The organism is Xanthomonas sp. NCPPB 3582, assembly GCF_041475735.2.
GTDB lineage: Bacteria > Pseudomonadota > Gammaproteobacteria > Xanthomonadales > Xanthomonadaceae > Xanthomonas > Xanthomonas codiaei.
This window is the reverse complement of record NZ_CM192968.1, coordinates 3,943,660-3,966,400: the sequence shown is the minus strand read 5'-3', so window position 1 is coordinate 3,966,400 and position 22,741 is coordinate 3,943,660. Positions and strand designations below refer to the sequence as shown.

Below are 22,741 nucleotides of genomic sequence, written 5' to 3'. Positions count from 1 at the left end.
GCCGGCGCGAGGGTCGATACGCACACGTGCGCTGCACCTGCCATCTTCAACGCATCCGCATCCGCATCCGCAGCGGCGCAGGTCGCATCGCGCCGGCGTGCGCAGTCCTGCATGCAACGGGCGCATCGCCGCGCTATCTGCGGCAATGTCAAGGTCTCAGGAGCTCAAGCCGGTGCCGGCCCGATGAATTCCAGGGCGCGCGCGATCACCGACGCATGATCGAGCATGCGGTTATGCCCCAGCCCCTGGGTCGTGAACAACTGCGCGCCCGGCCACAGCGCGGCGAAGCGGGCGCCTTCTTCCCACGGCGTCTCGCGATCGCGGCGGTCGTGGATGACCAGCGCCGGGCGGTCGAACTGCGGCAGGTGCGGGCTGGCATCGAAGTCGGCAAAACAGGTGCCGGTCAGCTGGATCAACCAGTTTTCGAACGGCACGAACGTCGCCGGCGCGATGCCGGCGGCCTGGAACTGGCGCCTCGCGCTGCCGGCCGGCTCCACCAGCGGGGCGATCAGCACATAGCGCTGCGGCCGCCACGCCGGATCATCGGCAAAGACCACCGCCGCGGTGCCCAATGAGTGGCCGATGAAGACGGCGGGGCGCCCGAAGCGACTGCCGATCTGGGCGAGGATTTTCACGAAGTGCGGCAGATTGCTGATCTGCCCGCTGCTCAGGCCGTGCGCGGCCTGGTCGAAGGCCAGCACTGCATAGCCGAGCGCGCGCAGTTGCGGTACCCAGGCGGCGAAGCGCAGCCCGTAGCTGGCCCAGCCATGCGACAGCAGGACGTACGGCTGCCGGGCGGGATCGCCCCACTGGTAGACGGCGATGTCGAAGCCGTCGATGCGCAGTGTCTGGCGCTGCACATCGTCCAGGGTGGCGGCGATGTCGGCGGCCTGCCGACGGCCCGAAGGTGCCGGAGTGACGAAGCGGCGCGCCAGGTAGCGGCCGGTCGGGCCGGGCGCTACCCGGCTGGCGCTGGCCAGCAGGCCGCGCAGCAGACGCGCGCGCAGCTTGGCGAAGGACGAGCTCATGGGCATTCCTTGTGGAGGCGATCGCCATCTTGTCGATGACAAGATGTGCGTTCAGTCTGGCGCCTGGATCTTGTCATCGTCAAGATTCTCTGCTGCACTGAGGTCCCGAGAAGCGAACCGCCATGCCGCGATCAGCGCCCCCTGCTGCCTATCACCACGGCGACCTGCCGGCCGCGCTGCGGCGTGCCGGCTGGGCGTTGCTGGGCGAATCCGGGCTGCGTGGACTCACCCTGCGCGAATGCGCGCGCCGGGCCGGCGTGTCGCACGCCGCGCCCGCGCACCACTTCGGCTCGCTGGATGGGTTGCTGGCGGAGCTGGCCGCCGATGGCTACGAACGCATGCTCGAGCGCATCCGCGCCACCCAGCAGGAACTGGACGATCCGTTGCTGGGCTGCGGGCTGGGCTACATCCGCTTTGCCGTCGAGTTTCCGCAGCAATTCCGCCTGATGCTGGGGCTGGACGTGCGTGCCAGCGGCCTGCCACGGCTGGTGCAGGTCAGCGAGGCGGCGATGGCCTATCTGCGCGATACGCTGCGCGCCCAGTGGATCGCCCGGCATGGCAGCGAACCGGATGCGGCGCTACTGGAACAGCGCACCCTGCTGAGCTGGAGCGCGGTGCATGGCTATGCCTCGCTGGTGATCGACGGCAGGCACGAACGCTTGCGCGCCTTCGCGCCGGAGAGCGTGATGGCCCCCTTGTTGAAGGGCTTGCTGGAGCCCTAGCGCGGCGACAGGCGTCGCGGCTGCCGATGCCGAGGCCGCAAAGCGCAGGTGTCCATGCCTCGGGCCGCCGGTTGCTGGCTGCGGCCTGCATCGCCAGCGCGGGCGGCGCGCTCTGCTAGCATCGCCGCGACTGGAGCGCGAGACCGGAGCAACGCATGGCTGTGCAGGTGCTGGTGCTGAAAGAACGGGCGGCGGGCGAACGCCGGGTGGCTGCGACGCCGGAAACGGTCAAGAAGCTGGTGGCGCTTGGTGCCCAGGTGTGGATCGAGCCGGACGCCGGCCGCGCCAGCAGCATGGACGATGCCGCATACGTGGCCGCCGGCGCGCAGCCTGCCGATGCGCAGACGCTGGCTCAGGCCGACGTGGTGCTCTGCGTGCAGGCACCGCCCGCCGAGTTGTTGCTGCAATGCAAGTCGAAGGCGGTGGTGATCGGCATGCTGGCGCCCGAGGCCGACCCGGCACGCGCGCAGGCGTTTTCAGCGCGCGCGCTGGTGGCGTTTCCGTTGGAGCGGTTGCCGCGCACCACCCGCGCGCAATCGATGGACGTGCTGAGTTCGCAGGCCGGCATGGCCGGCTACAAGGCGGTGCTGATCGCCGCGCAACTGGCGCCGCGCTTCTTCCCGATGCTGACCACCGCAGCCGGCACCATGCGTCCGTGCAAGGTGCTGGTGATCGGCGCCGGCGTGGCGGGCCTGCAGGCGATCGCCACCGCCAAACGACTGGGCGCGCAGGTGGAAGGTTTCGATGTGCGGCCGGAAACGCGCGAACAGATCGCTTCGTTGGGCGCACGCTTTCTGGATCTTGGCGTCAGCGCCGCCGGCGAAGGCGGCTATGCGCGTCAGCTCACCGACGACGAACGCGCCGAACAGCAGCGCCGCCTGGCCGAGCACCTCAAGGGCGTGGACGTGGTGGTGTGCACGGCAGCGGTGCCCGGGCGGCCCGCGCCGAAGATCGTGACCAACGAGATGGTGCGTGGCATGCGGCCGGGCAGCGTGATCGTGGATCTGGCCGCGGAAACCGGCGGCAACTGCGCGGCCACACGCCCGGGCGAGACCTACGACCTGGACGGCGTGGCCATCGCCGGCCCACTCAATCTGGCCAGCCAGGGGGCCGTGCACGCCAGCGAGATGTTCGCGCGCAACGTGTATGCCTTCGCGGCATTGTTGATCAGGGACGGCGCACTGTCGTTCGACTGGGACGATGAACTGCTGGCCAAGACGCGTTGGTCGGCAGCGCCTGCCGCGTGATGCGTCAGCACGCGTTATGCGTCAGCACGCGCGAGGTGTTCAAGCGCGCAGGCGTGGCACTGCAACCGCATGAGTCGCGGCATTGCCGTCACCCACCGGCCCTGGCCGCTGCGGATGCAGCGGTCCAATCCGCCGAAGAAAACCGTCACAGCCCGGCATGCGCCCGGCTGCAGGTTCAATCGTCCGTCGGCGGATGCTCGCGCAACCAGGCGCTGCGCTCGGCCGGGGTCATCTTCTGCCAGCGTTGCTGCAGCTCGTTGCGCTGTTGCGGGTTGAGCGTGCGCATGCGGTCGAACAAGGCCTTGGCTTCGCGGCGTTGCTCCGGGCTCATGTTGCGGAAGCGGTCCATGCCGGCCTTGGCCTGCTTGCGCTGCTCCGGCGTCATGTCCAGCCAGCGGCGGGCATGGCGGTACATCCGCGGACGCTCTTCGGGCACGTCGTTCCAGCGCTCGCGCAAGGCGTCGATCATGACCTGGCGCTGCTGCGGGGTGAGCCGGTCCCACTCGGGCATCGGCCTCTCGTTGCGCGCTCCCGGGCCGTGCGGTCCGGGGCCGTCCATCGGTGGCGGCGGACCCGGTGGGTGGTCCTGCGCCAGCAGCGGCGCGTGCGGCCCGGCGCAGAGCAACAGGGTCAACAGCAGGCGGGTGGTGCGGGTCATCGTGCTCATTCCATGGCCAGGGCGGTGTCGGACCCGAGCCAGACATACAGGTCCGGGTTCTGCGTGAGAAGGTCGTCGGTCTCGGTGCTTGCCGTACTGCCGGCGATCGCCTGGGGAGTCGCCGGTTGCGGTACGGACGTATCGCCGGGGCGCAATTGCAGTCCGATCCCGACGGCCAGCAGCGCCGAGCAGGCGGTGGCCAGCAGCCAATGGCCGCGGCGCGAGCGCGCGGCGGGCGCCTGGCGGGCCTGGCGCAGGCGCGCCAGCGTCTGCGCCGGCAGATTGTCGAGGGCGGTGGCGTGCAGCTGGCGCAGCTGCGCATCGAACTGGGCCGGATCGTGGGAGCGCTTCACAGGAAATCCTCAAACTGTTTTTGCAACGCGTCGCGGGCGCGCGACAGGTGCGTCTTGACCGAGCCTTCGGAGCAGCCCATCGCCTTGGCGGTGGTGGCCACGTCCAGGTCTTCCAGCACGCGCAGGGTGAAGGCTTCGCGCTGGCGTGCCGGCAGGCCGCGCAGCGCGTGGACCAGCCGCTGGTAGGCCTGCTGATGTTGCTGTTCGCCGACCGGGCCGACGCCGGGGTCGACCCAGTCGATCGGGCCTTCGTCGTCGCTGCGCTCGGCCGGTGCCCAGAATTTCAGGCGAAAACTGCGCCGGCGCTGCAGATCGATAATGCGGCTGCGCAGGATGCTCCAGAACAACGGCGTCCACTCCTCGGCCGGGCGCTCGCGGTAGCCGAGCAGCTTGACCATGGCGTCCTGCACGGCATCCAGCGCGTCTTCGCGGTGACGCAGGCCGGCCTCGGCAAAGCGGAACGCACGCGGCCCGATGCCGGCCAGGAAGGCATCCAGCGACACGGGGGCGGCGGCCGGGGCAGCGGGCTGCGGATCGAAAGGGGTTCCCACCAGCACAGCGTAGCTTCCGCGAGGACGATACGACGTCAACGTGTGAGTGCCGGTTCGGTTGACATGCCCGCCGGATGGGTATGATCGGCGGGCCGCACCGGCCACTGGAGCGATCGACGATGAGCGACGGTTTCGTAGCGCTGTATATCTTCATGCTGGCGGCCATCGCCGGCCATGTGATCATCTCGCGGGTGCCGGTGATCCTGCATACGCCGCTGATGTCCGGGTCCAACTTCATCCACGGCATCGTGCTGATCGGGGCGATGGTGGTGCTCGGGCATGCCGACACCACGCTGGAAAAGGCCTTGGGCTTCGTGGCGGTGGCGCTGGGCGCCGGCAATGCCGCAGGCGGCTACGTGGTGACCGAGCGCATGCTGGAAATGTTCAAGTCCAGCCGCAAGCCGCCGGGCGGAGAGGCGCCGTGAACATCTTCACGCCCGAGCTGTTGGCATGGCTGGTGAAATCCAGCTACCTGGTGGCCGCCACCCTGTTCCTGCTGGGCCTGCAACGGATGGCCTCGCCACTGACCGCGCGCAGCGGCATCCGCTGGGCCGGGCTGGGCATGCTGATCGCCACTGTGGCGACGTTCTTCCTGCCCGAGCTGCACAACGTGCCGCTGATCCTGGCGGCGCTGGCGATCGGCACCGGGGTGGCGTGGTGGTCGGCCAGGAAGGTGGCCATCACCGACATGCCGCAGATGGTGGCGCTGTACAACGGCATGGGCGGTGGCTCGGCAGCGGCGATCGGCGCGGTGGAACTGCTGCGGTTTTCGTTCTTCGTCAACCGCGACACCGCGCACTGGAGCGCGCAGGCGATCGCCGAACTGGCCGCGCGGCGGCCGGACACCACCACCGTGGTGCTGGCGGTGATCGGCTCGGCGATCGGCGCGGTGTCCTTGTCCGGCTCGATCATCGCCTGGGCCAAGCTCGACGGCCGGCTCGACCGGCGGGTGACCTTCCCCGGCCAGCAAGCCTTCAATCTGGTGGTGGCGCTGGCCATGGTGGTGCTCGGTGCGTGGGCGGCGAGCAGCCTGCAGCCGACAGCGATCATCGCCTTCTTCGTGGTGGCGCTGGCGCTGGGCGTGCTGATGACGCTGCCGATCGGCGGCGCCGACATGCCGGTGGTGATCTCGCTCTACAACGCCTTCACCGGGCTGGCAGTGGCGTTCGAGGGCTATGTGCTGGGCAACGAGGCGTTGATCATCGCCGGCATGATGGTGGGCGCGGCCGGCATCCTGCTGACCCGGTTGATGGCCAAGGCGATGAACCGGCCGATCAGCGGCGTGCTGTTCTCCAACTTCGGCGGTGGCGGGCAGGCGCAGGAGATCGCCGGCACGCAGAAGCCGATCGAAGCCGGCGACGTAGCGGCGATGATGGCCTTCGCCGAGCGGGTGGTGATCGTGCCCGGCTACGGCATGGCGGTGGCGCAGGCGCAGCACAAGATCTGGGAGCTGGCGCAGCGGCTGATCGCGCGCGGGGTCAAGGTCAAGTTCGCGATCCATCCGGTGGCCGGGCGCATGCCCGGGCACATGAACGTGCTGCTGGCCGAAGCCGGCGTGCCCTACGACCTGATCTCCGACATGGACGATATCAATCCCGAGTTCGCGAGCACCGATGTGTCATTGGTGATCGGCGCCAACGACGTGGTCAATCCGGTCGCCAGAACCGATCCGGCCAGCCCGATCTACGGCATGCCGATCCTGGACGTGGTCAATTCGCGCAATACGGTGGTGATCAAGCGGGGCAAGGGCACGGGGTTTGCCGGGATCGAAAACGCGCTGTTCTACGCCGACAACACCCGCATGCTCTACGGCGACGGGGCCGAGGCGGCCGGTGCGCTGGTCAGCGAATTGAAGGCGCTGGATGGCGGCGGGCATTGAGCGCTTGGTGTAGTGCAGTCGCGCTCGAATGTGCAGGTGAAAAGCCATGTCGGTCAGTGGTGCGCCGTGGCTTTGCCAGGTTCGCTCATATGCTTCTCGGATCACACGTCTCGTGCGTCGAGTGCGCGGTGTCCTCACCGCTCGCGGGACACGCCGCAAGTACGTCCCTGTAGGCTCGGTGGCGGCATCCATGCCGCCACACGGTCCCGCAAGCGGCGAGGGCACCGCGCCAGAGAGTTGGCAGATGGTTTGTTGAAAAGCGAAGCTACAGCGTCGCCGGACGGCTGGCTGCTTGTTGAAAGTCTGACGTACCGATCAACTTGACAGGTCCTTGTCCGCCGCCCGTCGCGGGACCTTACGCGGCATGGATGCCGCGTAAGAGCCTACAGGGACGTACTTGCGGCGTGTCCCGCGATGGGGGGCGGGCAAGGACCGCGCAGCAAACACGCAGTGCTTTCCAGGTATCGCTAGATTGTCTCAAACCAGAGCGACGGCGATCGAGGAGCCGCCTCACGCGAAACGGCACGGGTGACGCATCGGCGTCAGCCTCCTCCTGCATTGGCTACCGCAAGGGACGCAACCGACTCAGCGCGCAGCCCAGCACGCCAGCACCAGCGCGGTGGCATAGCACAGCAGGTCGAAACCGTTGTTGGCCAGTTGCAGCAGGGTCCAGGCCAGCCCGGGGCCCATCTTCTGCGCCGAGGTCCATGGGTCCAGGCCCAGCGATCCACCAACGTGCGCCGAAGCGATGCCCCAGTTGGTGGCAATGATGACCGCCGCGGTGGCCACGACTGCCACGCCGATGCGCAATGGGCCACCCTGCAAGGTGCCCAGGCGCAGCATCCAGACCACTTCCACGGCGACCAGCACCGCCATCCAGCCGGCCTGGTTGCCAAGTGCCAGGGCGATGAGCAGCCAGGCGATGAGGGCGGTGACGCATCCCAGCAGCAGGAGCGGGGGCCAGAGCCAGTGGGCGGTTCTGGCGGGCGCAGTGGTGGGCGGCATTGGAACTCCTGACAATGCGCACATGATAGAGCGCATGCCGCGCTTTGCCAGGCCCGCGGTGCCTGGATGGAATGCAGCGTCGCCCTGCGCATCCAGTGACGGCCCGAAGCGGGGCCCGCGGTCGGCTAGAATGGCCGACTTGCGCGCGTCCGGCGCGGCCCCATATCCAGCCCATGTATTCCCGTAGCAGCGAACCCGTCCAGTTCGAACGCGATTGCGATGCCGTCATGGTGCCGCAGGGCGATTCGGTGACCCTGCCCGCAGGCAGTTACGGCTATATCACCCAGGCATTGGGTGGCAGCTATACCGTGTTTGTCGAAGGCAATCTGTTCCGCATTGCCGGCAAGGACGGCGACGCGATCGGCAAGGAGGCTCCGCCGGGTCTGGAACTGCCCGACAACGCCAGCGACGAAGAGGTCGAGGCCCTGGTGTGGCAGCAGCTGCGCACCTGCTTCGACCCGGAGATCCCGTTCAACATCGTCGATCTGGGCCTGGTCTACGAGGCGGTGGTCAGTCATCGCGAGCAAGACAATCAGCGCCGGGTGGACGTCAAGATGACGCTCACCGCGCCTGGTTGCGGCATGGGCGAAATCCTCGTCGACGACGTGCGCAGCAAGCTGGAAATGATCCCGACCATTGCCGAGGCCGATGTCGAGCTGGTGTTCGACCCGCCGTGGGGCCGTCATATGATGTCCGAAGCGGCCCGTCTCGAGACCGGCATGCTCTGATCGCCAGGCGCCATGTCCACGGGCTGGCGCCGCGTCCTTACCGCCCGCCATACAGGAATCTTCCGGTGTCCGTGTCCTTCGCTTCCACCCGTTCCCCGTCGCCACGCAGTGCCGACGAACTGTCCGTGATCCTGGCCGCGCCCGGCTTCGGGCTGCACTTCACCGACCACATGGTCGCCATTTCCTGGAGCAACGAGCAGGGCTGGCACGACGCGCAGGTGCGTGCCTACGGGCCGCTGCAGCTGGATCCGGCCGCTTCGGTGCTGCATTACGGCCAGGAGATTTTCGAAGGCATCAAGGCCTACCGGCACGCCGATGGGTCGATCTGGACCTTCCGCCCGCAGGCCAATGGCGAGCGCCTGCAGCGCTCGGCGCGCCGTCTGGCGCTGCCGGAACTGCCGGTGGACCTGTTCGTCGAATCGCTGCGCCAGCTGGTGGCCGTGGATGGCGGCTGGGTGCCATCGGCGCCGGAGACCAGCCTGTATTTCCGTCCCTTCATGATTGCCGACGAGGCCTTCCTGGGCGTGCGCGCCGCGCACAAGGCCTCGTACTACGTGATCGCCAGTCCTGCCGGCCCGTACTTCGCCAAGGGCGTGGCGCCGGTGTCGATCTGGTTGTCCACCGAGTACGCGCGTGCGGCCAAGGGCGGCACCGGCGCGGCCAAGTGCGGCGGCAACTACGCCGCTTCCCTGCTGCCGCAGCAGAAGGCCCAGGCCCAGGGCTGCTCGCAGGTGCTGTTCCTGGACCCGGTGGAAGGCAAATACATCGAAGAGCTGGGTGGCATGAACGTGTTCCTGGTCTACAAGGACGGCACGCTGGTGACGCCGGAATTGTCCGGCAGCATCCTGGAAGGCATCACCCGCGACAGCATCCTGCAGCTGGCCCGCGACCGTGGCATGCGCGTGGTCGAGCGCAAGGTCGCCATCGACGAGTGGAAGCAGGGCGTGGCCTCCGGCGAGATCGCCGAGGTGTTCGCCTGCGGCACTGCCGCCGTGGTCACCCCGATCGGCGAGCTCAAGGGCGACGGATTCGCGGTGGGCGACCCGGCAGCGCCGGCGGGTGAGGTGACCATGTCGCTGCGGCAGGAGCTCACCGATATCCAGTACGGTCGTGTGCCGGACCGTCACGGTTGGCTGGTGCGTTTGTCGTAAGCCGACATACATCGTCAAAAATGGCCCCCGTGTGGCAGCACGGGGGTTTTTTTTGGCCTGCTGTGCAGCAAAAAGCGTCTTGAACAGGTCAAAAACTGTGTCAAGCGGGCTGAACAGGGGTGCGCTGTGTCACAAAAATGATATTTAAGTTTCAAAAGTGTCGATCTCGTATTGTCCACTTCGGTTTTAGTGAGATAGGTTCGCTGAACGGATCGATAACAGGGGCTCGATCCGGGGAACCGGCGCTGGCCTACGGAAGGCGGCGTCGGCATACACCGCCCAGGCGGTTCTCTTTGATCTGGAAGGGAATTCGATGTCGAACGCGTCTCGCAAGCGTCCTCGCACGCTCACCATCTTCAGCGCCGCTGCGCTGACCTCCCTGTTGCTGGCAACGCCCGCCTTCGCGGGTGAGGTCTATCTGGACGGTCTGGCCACCGCCCAGACCCACCAGAAATTCATCGTCACCTACAAGGATGGCAGCACCGCGCTGGCCAGCCCGAATGCGTTGACCACTTCGCTGCGCGCCGCTGCCCGCGCGGTACCGGCCAAGGCTGGCAAGGCGCTGGGCCTGAGCCCGGTCCGTCGGCTGGCGCTGGGGCCGGAACTGGTCAAGACCGATCGGGCGCTGGACCGCGCCGAAGCCGAAACCCTGATGCGCCAGCTGGCCGCCGATCCCAATGTGCAGAGTGTGGAAGTCGACCAGATCCTGCATGCCACGCTGACCCCCAACGACACCCGCCTGTCCGAGCAGTGGGCGTTCGGCACCACCAACGCCGGCCTCAACATCCGCTCTGCGTGGGACAAGTCCACCGGTGCCGGCGTGCGCGTGGCGGTCATCGATACCGGCATCGTCAGCCATGCCGACCTCAACGCCAATGTCGTGGCGGGCTACGATTTCATCAGCGACGCGGCGACCGCGCGCGACGGCAACGGGCGCGATAGCAACCCGGCCGACCAGGGCGACTGGTACGCCGCCAACGAGTGCGGCGTGGGCATTCCGGCGGCAACTTCCAGCTGGCACGGCACCCACGTCGCCGGCACCGTGGCGGCGGTGACCAACAACAGCTCCGGCGTGGCCGGCACGGCCTACAACGCCCGTGTGATCCCGGTGCGCGTCCTGGGCAAGTGCGGCGGTTCGCTGTCGGATATCTCCGACGCCATCATCTGGGCCTCGGGCGGCACCGTCTCGGGCGTGCCGAGCCTGTCGTCCACCGATGCGGCCGACGTCATCAACCTGTCGCTCGGCGGCGGTGGCGCCTGTTCGGCCACCATGCAGAACGCGATCAATGGTGCGGTCTCGCGCGGTACCACGGTCGTGGTGGCGGCGGGTAACGAGTCGGCCAACGTATCCAGTTCGTTGCCGGCCAACTGCAACAACGTGATCGCGGTGGCGGCGACCACCTCGTCCGGCGCCAAGGCCAGCTATTCCAACTTCGGTGCCGGCATCGACGTCTCCGCGCCGGGCTCGGCCATCCTGTCCACACTCAACACCGGCACCACCACGCCGGCAAGCGCCAGCTACGCGTCCTACAACGGCACCTCGATGGCATCGCCGCACGTGGCCGGTGTCGTGGCCCTGGTGCAAGCCGCGGCCCCCTCGCCGCTGACGCCTGCGGCGGTGGAAACCTTGTTGAAGAACACCGCCCGCGCGCTGCCGGGTGCCTGTTCCGGTGGCTGCGGCGCCGGCATCGTCAACGCCGATGCCGCGGTGACCGCCGCAATCAACGGCAGCAATGGCGGCGGAGGTGGCGGCAGCGGCAACACCCTGACCAACGGTACCCCGGTGACCGGCCTGGGCGCTGCAACCGGCGCGGAACTCAACTACACCATCGCCGTGCCAGCCGGCAGCGGCACGCTGACCGTAGCGATCAGCGGCGGCACCGGCGATGCAGACCTGTACGTGCGTGCCGGCAGTGCGCCGACCGACGCCACCTACACCTGTCGCCCGTACCGCACCGGCAACACCGAAACCTGCAGCATCAGTGCGCCGTCGGGCACGTATTACGTGCGGGTCAAGGCGTTCAGCACGTTCTCCGGCGTCACCCTGCGAGCCAGCTACTAAGAGCAGCTAACAACACTACTGCGCGTCCGTCAGGCGGGCGCGGCCGGTATTCGGAATCGGCATGTACCACTCGTACACGCCGCTTCCTCCGCGCCGTCCGCACCCACTGACGACCGCTCGCGACGTTTTGGTAGCCGCTCCAAGGCCGGCCGCTCGGCGCGGTCTGCGCTGTCTGGGCATGCGCCAGGCAGCGCAGGCGCCGCGCCACCCATCTGCGATGTCTCGCCCACGTCTGCCCTTGCGGCCGGCGCAGGCGGCGCATTGCCGCTCGGCCGGGATGGACACCGGTCAGTCGTTTCGACGGGCGCCAGCGCCCGTCCATTCCGGCCCGACCCGCGGTCTGCGGTAACGGCCGGCCATCTCGCCGCAACCGCGGTACTTCCTAAAAAATCTGAGGAACGATCGATGTCCAATGTGTCGCAACGTCGTGCACCTGCACGCGCACTGGTGGTGCTGGGTGTTTCCGCGCTGACCTCCCTGCTGGCCGTGCCGGCGTTCGCCGGTCAGGTCAACCTGTCCGGCCTGGATTCGCAGCCGACGCTGGATCGCTTCATCGTCAAGTACAAGGACGGAAGCAGCCCGGCGGTGAGCCCCACCTCGATGCGCGCCTCGCTCAACTCGGTCGCCACTGCCGTGCCGGCACGTGCCGGCCGCGCGCTGGGCCTGAACCATGTGCGCCGCACCGCGCTGGGTTCGGAAGTGCTCAAGGCCACCCGTGGCCTGGACCGCGCCGAAGCCGAGACGCTGATGCGTCGCATCGCCGCCGATCCGAGCGTGGACTATGTCGAAGTCGATCAGATCATGTACCCGGTGCTGACCCCGAACGACACCCGTCTGTCCGAGCAGTGGGGCTTCGGCACCAGCGCCTCCAGCATCAACGTGCGTCCGGCCTGGGACACCGCCACCGGCACCGGCGTGGTGGTGGCGGTGATCGACACCGGCATCACCAGCCATCCGGACCTCAACGCCAACGTGCTGCCCGGCTACGATTTCATCAGCGATGCCGCGCGTGCGCGCGACAACAACGGCCGTGACAGCAACCCGGCCGACCAGGGCGACTGGCGTGCGGCCAATCAATGCCCCGGTGCGCCGGCGGCCAATTCCAGCTGGCACGGCACCCACGTGGCCGGCACCATCGCCGCGGTGACCAACAACAACAGCGGCGTGGCCGGCACCGCGTTCAACGCGCGCATCGTGCCGATCCGCGTGCTGGGTCTGTGCGGTGGCACCACGTCGGATATCGCCGATGCCATCGTCTGGGCCTCCGGCGGCAGCGTGTCCGGCGTGCCGGCCAATGCCAACCCGGCCGAGGTGATCAATATGTCGCTGGGCGGCAACGGCGCCTGTTCGAGCACCTATCAAAATGCCATCAACGGCGCGGTGTCGCGCGGGACCACCGTGGTGGTGGCGGCCGGCAACAGCAATGCCAACGTGGCCAACTTCACCCCGGCCAGCTGCGCCAACGTGATCTCGGTGGCGTCGATCACCTCGGCCGGCGCGCGTTCGAGCTTCTCCAACTTCGGCAGCACCATCGACATCTCCGGCCCGGGTTCGGCGATCCTGTCCACGCTCAACAGCGGCACCACCACCCCGGGCTCGGCCAGCTACGCCAGCTACAACGGCACCTCGATGGCGGCGCCGCATGTCGCTGGCGTGGTGGCGCTGGTGCAGTCGGCGGCGAGCCGTCCGCTGACCCCGGCGGCAGTGGAAACCCTGCTGAAGAACACAGCCCGTCCGCTGCCGGGCGCCTGCTCGGGCGGCTGCGGCGCCGGCATCGTCAATGCGGCGGGAGCGGTCAGCCAGACCCCGTGACCCCACCCTCGCGCGGCGATGCCGGCATGACCGCCGGCATCGCCGTCGGGCCGGTCCCGACCGGTCTGTCGGTGTTTTGAATTCCGCACTGCCCCGCTTCGGCGGGGCAGTGTGCGTTTGGGGCGCCGGTCGTTGCTGGGCGGCAGGCCGCCTGCCGCAGCGATGGCTGAACAACACGCCGATGCCTTGCTTCAGGACGCTTCAGCGCCGGGTGCGGCACGCCGATAGCCACCGCACGTGAGGCATGGCCGGAGCACCAGCCGCCACACGATCGGGCAGGGTGCGTCGCCAGTGGCATCGGCGCCTTGTCTTTCCGGGTTTCAGGTCCTTGGGGAGGGATTGATCCATGTCGTATGCATCGGTTGGCGTGCTGCGCCGCGCCGTGTTCGTCTGTGCACTGTCTTGTACGTTCCACGCCGCTGCGGGCGAGGTCAGTCTGCAAGGGCTGGGGTCCAGTACCACGCACCAGCGCTTCATCGTCAGCTACACCAACCGCGTCGGCACCAGCCGCGCCACCGGGCTGTCTGCGCCGTGGCGCGAGATTGCCAGCGCCGTGCCCGCGCGGCAGGGACGCGCCTTGGGTCTGTCGACCACGCGCCGGCTCAGCACCGGCCCGATGCTGTTGGTGGCCGACCGCAAGCTCGACCGCGTGGATGCCGAAAGCCTGATGCGGCGGCTCGCCGCCGACCCGGCGGTCAAACGCGTGGAAGTGGATGTGCTGATGCGCCCCTTGCTGGTGCCCAACGATCCTGGCGTTCCGCAGCAGTGGGCGATGGGCACCAGTAACGCCGGCCTCAACATCCGTCCGGCCTGGGACCGTTCCACCGGCAAGGGCATCGTGGTGGCGGTGGTCGACACCGGCATCGCCGCGCATCCGGACCTGGCCGCCAATGTCTTGCCCGGCTACGACTTCATCACCGATCCGGCGACCGCCCGCGACGGCAATGCGCGCGACGCGAACGCAGCCGACCAGGGCGACTGGTCAGCCGCGAACGAGTGCGGCTCCGGGGCGTCCGCATCCAGTTCCAGCTGGCATGGCACCCATGTGGCCGGCATCGTCGCCGCCGTCGGCAACAACAGCGCCGGCGTGGTGGGTACTGCGTTCAATGCCAAGGTGCTGCCACTGCGTGTGCTGGGCAGGTGTGGCGGTTATATGTCCGATATCGCCGATGCCATCGTCTGGGCAGCGGGCGGCAAGGTGACCGGGCTGCCTGCCAATCCGACTCCTGCCACGGTGATCAATCTGTCGCTGGGTGGCTACGGCAGTTGCTCGGCGACGATGAGCAATGCCATCGCCGCCGCAGTGACACGTGGCAGTTCGGTGGTGGTGGCCGCGGGCAACAACAACCTGGATGTGTCCACCAGCGTGCCGGCCAACTGCCCGAACGTGATCGCGGTGGCGGCCACCACCTCGGCCGGTGCGAAGGCCGGTTTTTCCAACTTCGGCAAGGGCGTGGATATCGCGGCGCCGGGTCAGGCCATCGTGTCCACGCTCAACAGCGGCACCTCGGTGCCGGGCAATGCGGCGTATGCGTCGTACAGCGGCACCTCGATGGCCGCACCGCATGTGGCCGGTGTGGTGGCGTTGATGCAGTCGGTGGCCTTGAACCCGCTCACGCCGGCAACGGTGAAGGCCTTGCTCAAGAGCAGCGCACGGCCGTTGCCGGTCGCCTGCACCCAGGGCTGCGGCGCGGGCCTGGTGAACGCCGACGGGGCGCTGGCAGCGGTGATCGCATCGACCACGCTTGCCCGCAATGTGGCGCGCACCGGGCTGAGCGCTGCGCAGTCGGACGTGCTGTATTACCAGGTCAACGTCCCGGCCGGCACGCGCGCACTGAAGGTGACGCTGGGCGGTGGCAGCGGCAACGCCGATCTGTCGCTGCGCGCAGGCGCGTTGCCTAGCGACAGCGCATACAGCTGCCGCAGCATGCTGCCCGGCAATGCCGACAGCTGCACGGTGAACGCGCCGGCGGCCGGCACGTACTACGTGCGGTTGAAAGCGGCGCTGGCATTTTCGGGCGTCAGTGTCACTGCAGCGTACTGAGTGCCGCGTGCGCACGCAGGCAAAGCGCCATCAGCGGCGTGCGCACCATCGCGTCGGCTCGACGCCGACGCGGGAGCGCGCGGATCGGCGTGCGCCGTGCAATGCACGGCAGTGACTGCACAGCATCAGTGCGTACGTGGACGGCACGCGCCGATCAGGCGCATTCGCAAAGCGTGCAGGCCCGCGCATCCAGGGCCTGCAACAAGCGGGCAGCGGGCAATTCCAGCAGCAAGCCGCGTTGGCCGGCATTGATCCAGAGCGCCGGCGCGTCCAGCGCCGTGGCTTCCACCAGCACCGGTGCTTGCCGCTGCTGGCCGAGCGGGCTGATCCCGCCCACCTTGTAGCCGGTGCGGCGTTCGGCATCGGCCGCATCCATCATGCGGGCGGACTTGCCGCCCTGCGCGCTGGCGAGTTTCTTCAGCGACAGGCGCCGGTTGCAGGGAATCACCACGCACACCGCCTGGTCGTCGACCCAGGTCATCAGGGTCTTGAGCACCGTCTGTGGTGCCAGGCCGAGCGCCGTGGCCGCCTGCAGGCCCTTGGCATCGGCATCGGCCTGATAGTCGTATGGATGCAGCACGTATGCCACGCCCGCCGCGTCCAGCGCACCGGTGGCGCGGGTCGCCTTGCTCATGGCCTCAAATCGCTTCGAAGCGGTTGGCGGCGACGTTCTTGCGGACCTTCTGCGGGTTCCAGACGCGCCCGTTCATGGCGATATAGACCCCGGCCGGCAAGGACTGCACCGCACCCACCGCACAGCCGATGTTGAATTCCGCATCCGAGCCGCGAAAGCGCGCCGGGTTGAGCGCGCCGGTCATCACGATGGTCTTGTCGGCAATCGACTGCAGCACCTTGCCGGTCTCCACCATCGAATCGGTGCCGTGGGTGATCAGCACGTGGCGGGTGGGCTGGGCGGCGATGGTGGCGCGGATCAGCTCGCGGTCGGCATCGGTGATGTGCAGCGAATCCTTGCGGATGATCGGAATCACCGAAAAGCGGAAGGTCACGCCCAGTTCCTTGAGGATCTGCCCGATCTGCGGGTCGCCGATCTGGTAATCCGATTTGTCGTCGAAGTAGATCTTGTCGATCGTGCCACCGGTGGTGACGATCAGAAGGTCTTCCATTGCTGCCAATCCTGTAGGGCCAACGCGGTGCAGACCGCGCGAGGGCGGTCATGATACCGCCCGCCCGGGATGCTGGCAGTGCGCACGCTGCGGCCATCAGGGCGGGGAGGTCGAAAACGTGCGCTCATGCGCGGCTGTCGGCGGCGGCCGCCTGCGCGGTGTGCGGGTCAGCGCGCCTTGCGCCTGCCGCCGAAGCGCGCGGCCACGCCCGGCCCGCTCACCAGCCCGATCACCAGCAATGCCAGCAGCAGCTCCAGCCAGGCCAGGCCGCGTGCCTCGGGCTGGCTCCAGGCTGCCATCACGCCATGGCTGAACCAGCCCAACGCGAACACGCCGGCCCAGAACCGCGCACGCGCGCTACGGACCGCCAGTACGCCCATCCACGCCGCTGGCAATGCGAACACCAACAGCGCTGCGGTGCGATGCGCATCGTCGTGAAACCAGACCACGAACACCACCGCCAGCGCCAGCAGGGCGGTCGTCAGCAACCAGTGCACCGCGCGCAGGCTCATGCGGCGGCCAGCCGCCGCGCGACATCGGCCACCCGGCGGCCCAGCGCGCGTGCCAGCAGGGCTTCGTCCTCGCTCGGTTGCGGGTCGCCGCCGGCGCCGGACACATGGCTGGCGCCGTACGGCGTGCCGCCGCTGCTGGTATGGCTGAGCGCGGCCTCGGTGAACGGGATGCCCACGATCAGGCAGCCGTGATGCAGCAGCGGCAGGTGCATCGACAGCAGGGTGGATTCCTGCCCGCCGTGCATCGAAGCGGTGGAGGTGAACACCGCAGCCGGCTTGCCGGCCAGCGTGCCGCTGGCCCATTCGGCACCCAGGCTGTCGATGAAGTGCTTCATCGGTGCGGCCATGTTGCCGAAGCGGGTCGGGCTGCCCAGCAGCAGGCCGCTGCACTCGGCCAGGTCGGCGCGGTCCACGTAGGGCGCGCCTTCGTCGGGCACCGGCGGGGCGCTGGTCTGGGTCACCGCGGCCACCGGCGGCACCGTGCGCAGGCGCGCGCTCATGCCGGGCACTTCGCCGATGCCGCGCGCGATCTGCCGCGCCAGCCGCGCCACCGAACCGCCACGGCTGTAATACAGCACCAGAATCTCCGCCATCGTGTTCCTGCCGCCTGTGTGAGTTGCCGCAGTATCGGCCAAGCCGCTGCCCCACTGCACGCCGCGGTTGCGGCAAGGCCGCGATGACGGCGCATCGGGTACCCTTGCGCGATGGCGCGTGTGAACAAACTCCACCAATGGAAAGAACGTCTGCACGACCGCGCGCGGACGGTGAGCTTCGGGCGCTTCCTGTGGCGCCGCTTCCTGGATGACCGCCTGTTCCAGGCCGCCGCTTCGCTGGCCTACACCACGGTGTTTGCGCTGGTACCGCTGGCGATCGTGGTGTTCGGCGTGCTGTCCGCCTTCCCCGCGTTCAATGAGTGGAAGGACGCACTGACCGACTTCATCTTCAACAACTTCGTGCCCGGCGCAGCGCGTTCGGTGCAGAACTATCTCAACCGCTCGCTGGAAGACCTGGGCAAGTTCACCGTGGCCGGCATGGTCGCGCTGGTGGCCTCGTTGCTGATCACCCTGCACAGCATCGAGCAGACCTTCAACAGCATCTGGCGGGTGGCCGCCGCACGGCCCAAGGTGACGCGGTTCCTGATTTACTGGACGGTGCTGACCCTGGGCACGATGCTGGCCGCCGCTGCGATGGCGATGGCCGCCTACGTGTTCGCGCTGCCGCTGTTCCGCACCACCGAAGGCCAATGGCTGGCCGAATTCGCCTGGCGGCTGGCGCCGATGGCGGTGGAGTTCGTCTGCATCGTGCTGATCTACCGCGTGGTGCCGCAGCATGCGGTGCGCCTGCGGCATGCGCTGCCGGGCGCGTTGCTGGCAGTGATCCTGATGGAGATCGTGAAGTGGGGTTTCGGCTTCTACCTGGGCAATTTCCAGACCTATCAGCGCATCTACGGCGCGCTGTCGGCGCTGCCGATCCTGTTGTTGTGGATCTACCTGAGCTGGGTGTCGGTGCTGCTGGGCGCCTCGCTGGCCTCGTCGATGTCCGCCTTCCGTTACCAGCCCGAGGCCATGCGCCTGCCGCCGGGCTTCGAGATCTACGGCCTGCTGCGTCTGCTGGGCCGCTTCCGGCAGGCGCGCATCCATGGCAACGGCCTGGACGAAGACCGCATCCTGGCGCTGGAACCGATGCTGACCGATACCGTGATGCAGGAGCTGCTGTGCGAGCTCAAACGCATCCGCCTGCTGCGTCGCGACGAGCGCGGCCAATGGCTGCTGGCGCGCGATCTGGACGTTGTGCCGCTGGCCGAACTCTACGAAAACTGCCAGTTGCGCGTGCCGATCGAAGACCGCCCCTTGCCCTGCCGCGACGATGCCTATGGCCAGGCCGCTGCCGCCGCGCTGGAACAGCTGCGCCAACCCCTGCGCAGCGTGCTGGCGCAACCGGTCGGCGACCTCTATACCCACCTCCCCGGAGATCCTCCATGACCGTGCGCCTCGTGCGCGGCGCCTGTGCGCTGCTGTTGCCGCTGTTGTTGCTGACCGCCTGCAAGCCCACCGGCGAGGGCACGCCCGCTGCCGGCCCGGCGACCACTGCGCCGGCCGCCCCTGCCCAGCCGGCGGAAAAGCCCGCTGCCCCGGAGCCTGCCGGCGCCGCCAACAGCTCGGTCGTGCAGCAGACCGCGCAGATGCCCAGGCTGTCGCTGCCCACCGTCTCGGGCGAGACCTACGACCTGGCCGCGCATCGCGGCAAGTGGGTGGTGGTCAACTTCTGGGCCACCTGGTGCGCGCCCTGCCTGAAGGAGATGCCGGAGCTGTCGGCCCTGCACACCATGCGCGACACCGTCGAAGTGGTGGGCCTGGCCTACGAAGACATCACCACCGCCGATATGCAGGCATTCCTGAAGGACCACCCGGTGTCCTATCCGGTGGCGATCCTCGACCCCTACCAGCCGCCGCAGGACTTCGCCACGCCGCGCGGCCTGCCGATGACCTACCTGATCGGTCCGGACGGCAAGGTGGCCAAGCAATTCCTCGGCCCGGTCACCGCACGCGATATCGAAACGGCGGTGGGCATCACCGGCAAGGCCGGCTGATGCAGGCCGCGCGCTTTGTGGTCAGCGGCGTGGTGCAGGGCGTGTGGTATCGCGCTTCCACCCGCAAGCAGGCGCGGGCGCTGGGCCTGCGTGGGCATGCGCGCAACCAGGCCGATGGCAGCGTGGAGGTCGTCGCGGCCGGAGACCCGGCGGCGCTGGATGCGCTGGAACGCTGGCTGTGGCAGGGTCCACCGGCGGCCAGCGTGGCGACGGTGGTGCGCACGCCGTGTGCGCTGCCGCCGTCTGAAGACTTTGTAACTGGCTAAGCGCACGCCAACGCAGCGGGGCAACAGAGTTGGGTCGCCTCGCCGATAACCCTGTCAACGCGATCAGGCGTTCAGGGGAATGCAATGGCTGCTCCATCTCAAGATCACACTCACGGGCACGACCTGCCTGCCCACGGCATCACGCGGGTTCTGGCGCAGTGGGGGCCGTGGCTCTATCTCGCCGCGTTGCTGGGGATCGGCTGGCTGTTGTTCCAGCAGCCGCAGACGCGGGTGCTGCGCCCCGGGCAGGCGGCCGCCGGTTGGCTGCTGGCCTGGACCTTCGGTGGGATCGTGATCGGCGCAGTGGTGTGGAGCCTGCGCCTGGCGCGGCATGGTCTGGGTGCGCCCAGCGCCAGCTATCCGCTCTCGGCGCGCCTGCCGGAGTCCTGGGCCGATGCCTACGCGGCATTGCTGCGCCCGGCGGTTGCGGCCCCGGCGAGCGCTGCCAGGCTCGACCCGACCAGCACCCAACGCGGCGCGGCCTGGCATCGCTTCGGCGCCGGTATGCTCAGCGCGGAAAGCTTCGACCCCAACGACGCTACCCGCACGCCGTGGGACGGCATGGATGCCCAAGCCTGCATCGCCCGCCTGGACGAGGTACGTGGTGCCTGGCACAACGCCTCCGCCAACCGCGCGCTGCAACAGGAGCGCCGCTACTGGCTGGACGTGGTGTTGTCGCTGCTCGATCACGGCGTGATGCGTCCGCTGCAGGACGGTTATCTGCCCGACACGGCCGCGCTGCGCACCGAACGTTTCCTGCTCGGCGCCGACGCCGGCCCGGCCGTGCTGGCCGATGTGCCGGCATTGTTCGCGCGCCGCCTGGCCCTGGCCATCGAGGCCATGCCGGCCACGCAGCGCGATGCTGCCGGCACCCAATGGCGCCTGTTGCAGCAACTGCACGCCCTGGTGGCCGAGAGCCGCGTGCTGGACGAGCGCTCGCAGGTGATCCAGGTGCTGGCCTGGAACCCGGACGTGGACCTGGACCAGGTCGAAGTGGCCTACATCCTGGCCGCCGAATACCGCGAAGGCATGCGCGACTGGTTGCGCCGCGCCGCCCTGGTGCGCCTGCCCGACAGCGCGCTGCGCCTGGACGAAGTGTTGCTGTCCTCGTGCAGCCCGCTCGGGCCGCAGGCCGACGACGTGGATTACATGGAAGCGATGCGTCCGCTGCATCGCGGCTTCATGCAGTTGTTCAATCAGCGCCTGAGCCAGCTGGTGCTGCAGGCCGAGCAGGCCGAACGTCAGGCCGGCCTGCATCCGTTGCCGCGCGCCACCGCGGCCAGCGACGAAGTCTCTCAGGACTGGCCGGCGTAATCGTCGATCGGTTCCAGCATGCCGTAGCGTTCCTTGTGCGGCTTGCCGTGCAAGGGCGGCAGCGCTAGCGGTTCTTCGGGCACCGAGGTGTCCGGGAGCCGGTCCAGCAGGTTGCGGATCAGGCTCAGCCGGCCGCGCTTCTGGTCGTTGAAGTCCACCAGGGTCCACGGCGCGGCCGGGGTGTGGGTCGCCTCGAGCATGCGCTCGCGCGCTTCGGTGTAGGCCTCGTATTTGTCGCGCGACTGCAGGTCCACCGGCGACAGCTTCCAGCCCTTGAGCGGATCTTCGTGCCGCTCGGCAAAGCGTTGTTCCTGCTCGGCCTGATCCACGCACAACCAGTACTTGAACAGCAGGATGCCGTCATCGACCAGCATCTGCTCGAAGCCAGGCGCCTGCTGCAGGAACGTTTCGTAATGCGCGTCTGTGCAATAGCCCATCACCCGTTCCACGCCGGCGCGGTTGTACCAGCTGCGATCCATCAGCACCAGCTCGCCGGCGGCCGGCAGATGGGTGACATAGCGCTGGAAGTACCACTGCGTGCTTTCGCGATCGTTGGGCTTGGGCAGCGCCACCACCCGGCACTGCCGCGGATTGAGGTGGCTGGCGATGGTCTGGATCGCACCGCCCTTGCCGGCGGTGTCGCGGCCCTCCATCAGCACCAGGGCGCGTTGGCCGGTGTGCTGCAGCCAGCGCGCCATGCCGACCAGTTCCAGTTGCAGCGGCGCCAGCAGTTTCTTGTAGGCCTTGCGTTTGAGATGCGACATGCGCGTTCCGGCAAAAGTGCAGAGCACGCAGGCTATTGCCCCAGACGTGGACGCAGTGTCGCCAGGTTGCAGGGTCTGGTGCGTGCATCCAGCTGCGCGCGCACGATCTTTTCCCACGCCGTGCGGCAGGCCGAGGTGGAGCCGGGCAGGCAGAACACGAAGCTGTGGTTGGCCAGCCCCGCGAACGCGCGCGATTGCAGCGAAGAGGTGCCGATTTCGTCCACGCTGACCGCACGGAACATCTCGCCGAAGCCGGGCATCAGCTTGTCCAGCAGCGGCGTGATCGCCTCCGGTGTGCTGTCACGGCCGGTGAACCCGGTGCCGCCGGTGACCAGGATGCCGTCGACCTGCGTATCGGCGATCCAGGCCGACACGATCGCACGCATGCGGTAACGGTCGTCCGGACACAGCGCGCGCTCGTGCAGCACATGGCCTTCCCGGGTGAGGGCATCGGCCAGGTAGTCGCCGGAGCGATCGTCGGCCAGGCTGCGGCTGTCGGACACGGTCAGCACGCACAGGCGCAGGGGAATGAAGTCGGGAGTCGATGGCATGCGCCAAGCCTAGCGAGGCTGACGAGCCGGGTACAGCGCCGCGGTGTGAAGTCGGGTCAGGCACCAGCGCCGTAACCAAAGCCTCCCTCGTGCCAGGCAGTAGCACGCTGACCAAAGCCCCTCTCCTGCGGGGCGAAAGGCACAGCTTTGCGCGCCACTGACGCGCGTGCCTTGGAGCGCCCGCGCCGCAAGCGCGGGCTGGGGCGCGGAGCGGGGGTTGGGGTGAGGGTACGGGCGAAGCCGCATGGAGAATTTCCTGGACGAACTAGTCGCGCAACCGTCGCAGAGGTTGCATGTAGCCAATTGCGACGTCTAGTGCCATGGCGACCCGCAACACCGCTTCAGCCCAGTTTTCACCAGCTACCAACCACGCATCAAAC

The 22,741-nt window shown here is 68.3% G+C and carries 24 protein-coding genes and 1 other RNA gene; 14 read left to right on the top strand and 11 right to left on the bottom strand.

What is annotated here, in order from left to right:
• Positions 1–164 precede the first annotated feature (164 nt).
• Positions 165–1,028 (bottom strand): alpha/beta fold hydrolase, encoded by an 864-nt coding sequence (locus ACCQ05_RS16865; RefSeq protein WP_372391631.1) that lies wholly within the window; start codon positions 1,026–1,028, stop codon positions 165–167.
• A 122-nt stretch (positions 1,029–1,150) separates the two neighbouring features.
• Here ACCQ05_RS16865 and ACCQ05_RS16860 point away from each other — a divergent pair, with 122 nt between their 5' ends.
• Positions 1,151–1,750, top strand: a complete 600-nt coding sequence (locus ACCQ05_RS16860) for a TetR/AcrR family transcriptional regulator (RefSeq protein WP_372391629.1) — start codon at positions 1,151–1,153, stop codon at positions 1,748–1,750.
• Between the two features lie 155 nt (positions 1,751–1,905).
• Entirely contained in the window at positions 1,906–2,997 is a 1,092-nt protein-coding gene (locus tag ACCQ05_RS16855; protein WP_372391626.1) for an NAD(P) transhydrogenase subunit alpha, read from the top strand.
• A 175-nt stretch (positions 2,998–3,172) separates the two neighbouring features.
• On the opposite strand, the gene ACCQ05_RS16850 is transcribed toward ACCQ05_RS16855, so the two are convergent.
• The 3 genes from ACCQ05_RS16850 to ACCQ05_RS16840 are packed head-to-tail and all read right to left on the bottom strand — an operon-like array spanning position 3,173 to position 4,565.
• The gene (locus tag ACCQ05_RS16850; RefSeq protein ID WP_372391624.1) at positions 3,173–3,655 is read right to left on the bottom strand and encodes a DUF3106 domain-containing protein; all 483 of its coding nucleotides are present in this window, start codon (positions 3,653–3,655) and stop codon (positions 3,173–3,175) included.
• A 5-nt stretch (positions 3,656–3,660) separates the two neighbouring features.
• Entirely contained in the window at positions 3,661–4,008 is a 348-nt protein-coding gene (locus ACCQ05_RS16845; protein WP_372391622.1) for a hypothetical protein, read from the bottom strand.
• Complete coding sequence (locus tag ACCQ05_RS16840) at positions 4,005–4,565, bottom strand: RNA polymerase sigma factor (protein WP_228962210.1); 561 nt, start codon at positions 4,563–4,565, stop codon at positions 4,005–4,007. Before ACCQ05_RS16840 ends, ACCQ05_RS16845 begins: the two co-directional genes overlap by 4 nt.
• 113 nt (positions 4,566–4,678) lie before the next feature.
• Here ACCQ05_RS16840 and ACCQ05_RS16835 point away from each other — a divergent pair, with 113 nt between their 5' ends.
• On the top strand, positions 4,679–4,984 hold the full coding sequence (locus tag ACCQ05_RS16835) for an NAD(P) transhydrogenase subunit alpha part 2 (RefSeq protein ID WP_104539868.1): 306 nt from the start codon (positions 4,679–4,681) through the stop codon (positions 4,982–4,984).
• Positions 4,981–6,438 (top strand): NAD(P)(+) transhydrogenase (Re/Si-specific) subunit beta, encoded by a 1,458-nt coding sequence (locus ACCQ05_RS16830; protein WP_372391620.1) that lies wholly within the window; start codon positions 4,981–4,983, stop codon positions 6,436–6,438. Before ACCQ05_RS16835 ends, ACCQ05_RS16830 begins: the two co-directional genes overlap by 4 nt.
• A 585-nt stretch (positions 6,439–7,023) precedes the next feature.
• On the opposite strand, the gene ACCQ05_RS16825 is transcribed toward ACCQ05_RS16830, so the two are convergent.
• Positions 7,024–7,443 carry a hypothetical protein gene (locus tag ACCQ05_RS16825; protein ID WP_372391618.1) on the bottom strand — a complete coding sequence of 140 codons (420 nt, stop codon included), beginning with the start codon at positions 7,441–7,443 and terminating at the stop codon, positions 7,024–7,026.
• Positions 7,444–7,616: 173 nt separating this feature from the next.
• Here ACCQ05_RS16825 and sufT point away from each other — a divergent pair, with 173 nt between their 5' ends.
• From sufT to ACCQ05_RS16795, 6 genes are all read left to right on the top strand, one after another.
• Positions 7,617–8,171 carry a putative Fe-S cluster assembly protein SufT gene (gene sufT / locus ACCQ05_RS16820; RefSeq protein WP_228962207.1) on the top strand — a complete coding sequence of 185 codons (555 nt, stop codon included), beginning with the start codon at positions 7,617–7,619 and terminating at the stop codon, positions 8,169–8,171.
• Between the two features lie 65 nt (positions 8,172–8,236).
• Complete coding sequence (locus ACCQ05_RS16815; RefSeq protein WP_064508623.1) at positions 8,237–9,322, top strand: branched-chain amino acid aminotransferase; 1,086 nt, start codon at positions 8,237–8,239, stop codon at positions 9,320–9,322.
• 313 nt (positions 9,323–9,635) lie between these two features.
• A complete protein-coding gene (locus ACCQ05_RS16810; protein WP_372391616.1) occupies positions 9,636–11,384 on the top strand; it encodes a S8 family peptidase in 1,749 nt (582 codons plus the stop codon).
• A gap of 61 nt (positions 11,385–11,445) precedes the next feature.
• Positions 11,446–11,520, top strand: a non-coding RNA gene (locus ACCQ05_RS16805) — sX9 sRNA.
• Between the two features lie 269 nt (positions 11,521–11,789).
• On the top strand, positions 11,790–13,196 hold the full coding sequence (locus ACCQ05_RS16800) for a S8 family peptidase (RefSeq protein ID WP_372360459.1): 1,407 nt from the start codon (positions 11,790–11,792) through the stop codon (positions 13,194–13,196).
• Between the two features lie 346 nt (positions 13,197–13,542).
• Positions 13,543–15,240, top strand: coding sequence for a S8 family peptidase (locus ACCQ05_RS16795; protein WP_228964011.1), 1,698 nt, complete (start codon positions 13,543–13,545; stop codon positions 15,238–15,240).
• Positions 15,241–15,394: 154 nt separating this feature from the next.
• Here the strand turns inward: ACCQ05_RS16795 and ybaK are convergent, their stop codons facing one another.
• The 4 genes from ybaK to wrbA form a co-directional block, all read right to left on the bottom strand.
• The gene (ybaK, locus tag ACCQ05_RS16790) at positions 15,395–15,874 is read right to left on the bottom strand and encodes a Cys-tRNA(Pro) deacylase (RefSeq protein WP_228964008.1); all 480 of its coding nucleotides are present in this window, start codon (positions 15,872–15,874) and stop codon (positions 15,395–15,397) included.
• A 4-nt stretch (positions 15,875–15,878) separates the two neighbouring features.
• Positions 15,879–16,364 carry an asparaginase domain-containing protein gene (locus ACCQ05_RS16785; protein ID WP_104539861.1) on the bottom strand — a complete coding sequence of 162 codons (486 nt, stop codon included), beginning with the start codon at positions 16,362–16,364 and terminating at the stop codon, positions 15,879–15,881.
• A gap of 167 nt (positions 16,365–16,531) precedes the next feature.
• A complete protein-coding gene (locus tag ACCQ05_RS16780; protein ID WP_104539860.1) occupies positions 16,532–16,876 on the bottom strand; it encodes a DUF2069 domain-containing protein in 345 nt (114 codons plus the stop codon).
• Positions 16,873–17,529, bottom strand: coding sequence for an NAD(P)H:quinone oxidoreductase (gene wrbA, locus ACCQ05_RS16775; protein WP_372391614.1), 657 nt, complete (start codon positions 17,527–17,529; stop codon positions 16,873–16,875). Before wrbA ends, ACCQ05_RS16780 begins: the two co-directional genes overlap by 4 nt.
• Before the next feature lie 51 nt (positions 17,530–17,580).
• On the opposite strand from wrbA, the gene ACCQ05_RS16770 reads away from it, so the two are divergent.
• The 4 genes from ACCQ05_RS16770 (at position 17,581) to ACCQ05_RS16755 (ending at position 21,046) form a co-directional block, all read left to right on the top strand.
• A complete protein-coding gene (locus tag ACCQ05_RS16770) occupies positions 17,581–18,858 on the top strand; it encodes a YihY family inner membrane protein (RefSeq protein WP_104539858.1) in 1,278 nt (425 codons plus the stop codon).
• Entirely contained in the window at positions 18,855–19,466 is a 612-nt protein-coding gene (locus ACCQ05_RS16765; protein WP_228964005.1) for a TlpA family protein disulfide reductase, read from the top strand. The genes ACCQ05_RS16770 and ACCQ05_RS16765 overlap by 4 nt, the downstream gene beginning before the upstream one ends.
• Positions 19,466–19,732, top strand: a complete 267-nt coding sequence (locus ACCQ05_RS16760; RefSeq protein ID WP_372391612.1) for an acylphosphatase — start codon at positions 19,466–19,468, stop codon at positions 19,730–19,732. Before ACCQ05_RS16765 ends, ACCQ05_RS16760 begins: the two co-directional genes overlap by 1 nt.
• Positions 19,733–19,816: 84 nt before the next feature.
• The gene (locus ACCQ05_RS16755) at positions 19,817–21,046 is read left to right on the top strand and encodes a hypothetical protein (RefSeq protein ID WP_104539855.1); all 1,230 of its coding nucleotides are present in this window, start codon (positions 19,817–19,819) and stop codon (positions 21,044–21,046) included.
• On the opposite strand, the gene ppk2 is transcribed toward ACCQ05_RS16755, so the two are convergent.
• Both ppk2 and moaB read right to left on the bottom strand, forming a co-directional pair.
• Positions 21,028–21,810 (bottom strand): polyphosphate kinase 2, encoded by a 783-nt coding sequence (ppk2, locus tag ACCQ05_RS16750; RefSeq protein WP_372391608.1) that lies wholly within the window; start codon positions 21,808–21,810, stop codon positions 21,028–21,030. The two genes, ACCQ05_RS16755 and ppk2, sit on opposite strands and share 19 nt — an antisense overlap.
• Positions 21,811–21,842: 32 nt before the next feature.
• Positions 21,843–22,361 carry a molybdenum cofactor biosynthesis protein B gene (moaB, locus tag ACCQ05_RS16745; RefSeq protein ID WP_372391605.1) on the bottom strand — a complete coding sequence of 173 codons (519 nt, stop codon included), beginning with the start codon at positions 22,359–22,361 and terminating at the stop codon, positions 21,843–21,845.
• Positions 22,362–22,741: the final 380 nt, after the last annotated feature.

What these genes read in the sequence shown, in the direction of transcription:
- ACCQ05_RS16780 (WP_104539860.1), bottom strand. Translation starts at nt 16,876, where the DNA reads ATGAGCCTGCGCGCGGTGCACTGGTTGCTGACGACCGCCCTGCTGGCG.
- ACCQ05_RS16855 (WP_372391626.1), top strand. Translation starts at nt 1,906, where the DNA reads ATGGCTGTGCAGGTGCTGGTGCTGAAAGAACGGGCGGCGGGCGAACGC.
- ACCQ05_RS16760 (WP_372391612.1), top strand. Translation starts at nt 19,466, where the DNA reads ATGCAGGCCGCGCGCTTTGTGGTCAGCGGCGTGGTGCAGGGCGTGTGG.
- moaB (WP_372391605.1), bottom strand. Translation starts at nt 22,361, where the DNA reads ATGCCATCGACTCCCGACTTCATTCCCCTGCGCCTGTGCGTGCTGACC.
- ACCQ05_RS16850 (WP_372391624.1), bottom strand. Translation starts at nt 3,655, where the DNA reads ATGACCCGCACCACCCGCCTGCTGTTGACCCTGTTGCTCTGCGCCGGG.
- ACCQ05_RS16800 (WP_372360459.1), top strand. Translation starts at nt 11,790, where the DNA reads ATGTCCAATGTGTCGCAACGTCGTGCACCTGCACGCGCACTGGTGGTG.
- ACCQ05_RS16755 (WP_104539855.1), top strand. Translation starts at nt 19,817, where the DNA reads ATGGCTGCTCCATCTCAAGATCACACTCACGGGCACGACCTGCCTGCC.
- ACCQ05_RS16765 (WP_228964005.1), top strand. Translation starts at nt 18,855, where the DNA reads ATGACCGTGCGCCTCGTGCGCGGCGCCTGTGCGCTGCTGTTGCCGCTG.
- ACCQ05_RS16810 (WP_372391616.1), top strand. Translation starts at nt 9,636, where the DNA reads ATGTCGAACGCGTCTCGCAAGCGTCCTCGCACGCTCACCATCTTCAGC.
- ACCQ05_RS16825 (WP_372391618.1), bottom strand. Translation starts at nt 7,443, where the DNA reads ATGCCGCCCACCACTGCGCCCGCCAGAACCGCCCACTGGCTCTGGCCC.
- ACCQ05_RS16835 (WP_104539868.1), top strand. Translation starts at nt 4,679, where the DNA reads ATGAGCGACGGTTTCGTAGCGCTGTATATCTTCATGCTGGCGGCCATC.
- ppk2 (WP_372391608.1), bottom strand. Translation starts at nt 21,810, where the DNA reads ATGTCGCATCTCAAACGCAAGGCCTACAAGAAACTGCTGGCGCCGCTG.
- ACCQ05_RS16795 (WP_228964011.1), top strand. Translation starts at nt 13,543, where the DNA reads ATGTCGTATGCATCGGTTGGCGTGCTGCGCCGCGCCGTGTTCGTCTGT.
- ybaK (WP_228964008.1), bottom strand. Translation starts at nt 15,874, where the DNA reads ATGAGCAAGGCGACCCGCGCCACCGGTGCGCTGGACGCGGCGGGCGTG.
- ACCQ05_RS16860 (WP_372391629.1), top strand. Translation starts at nt 1,151, where the DNA reads ATGCCGCGATCAGCGCCCCCTGCTGCCTATCACCACGGCGACCTGCCG.
- sufT (WP_228962207.1), top strand. Translation starts at nt 7,617, where the DNA reads ATGTATTCCCGTAGCAGCGAACCCGTCCAGTTCGAACGCGATTGCGAT.
- ACCQ05_RS16785 (WP_104539861.1), bottom strand. Translation starts at nt 16,364, where the DNA reads ATGGAAGACCTTCTGATCGTCACCACCGGTGGCACGATCGACAAGATC.
- ACCQ05_RS16770 (WP_104539858.1), top strand. Translation starts at nt 17,581, where the DNA reads ATGGCGCGTGTGAACAAACTCCACCAATGGAAAGAACGTCTGCACGAC.
- ACCQ05_RS16865 (WP_372391631.1), bottom strand. Translation starts at nt 1,028, where the DNA reads ATGAGCTCGTCCTTCGCCAAGCTGCGCGCGCGTCTGCTGCGCGGCCTG.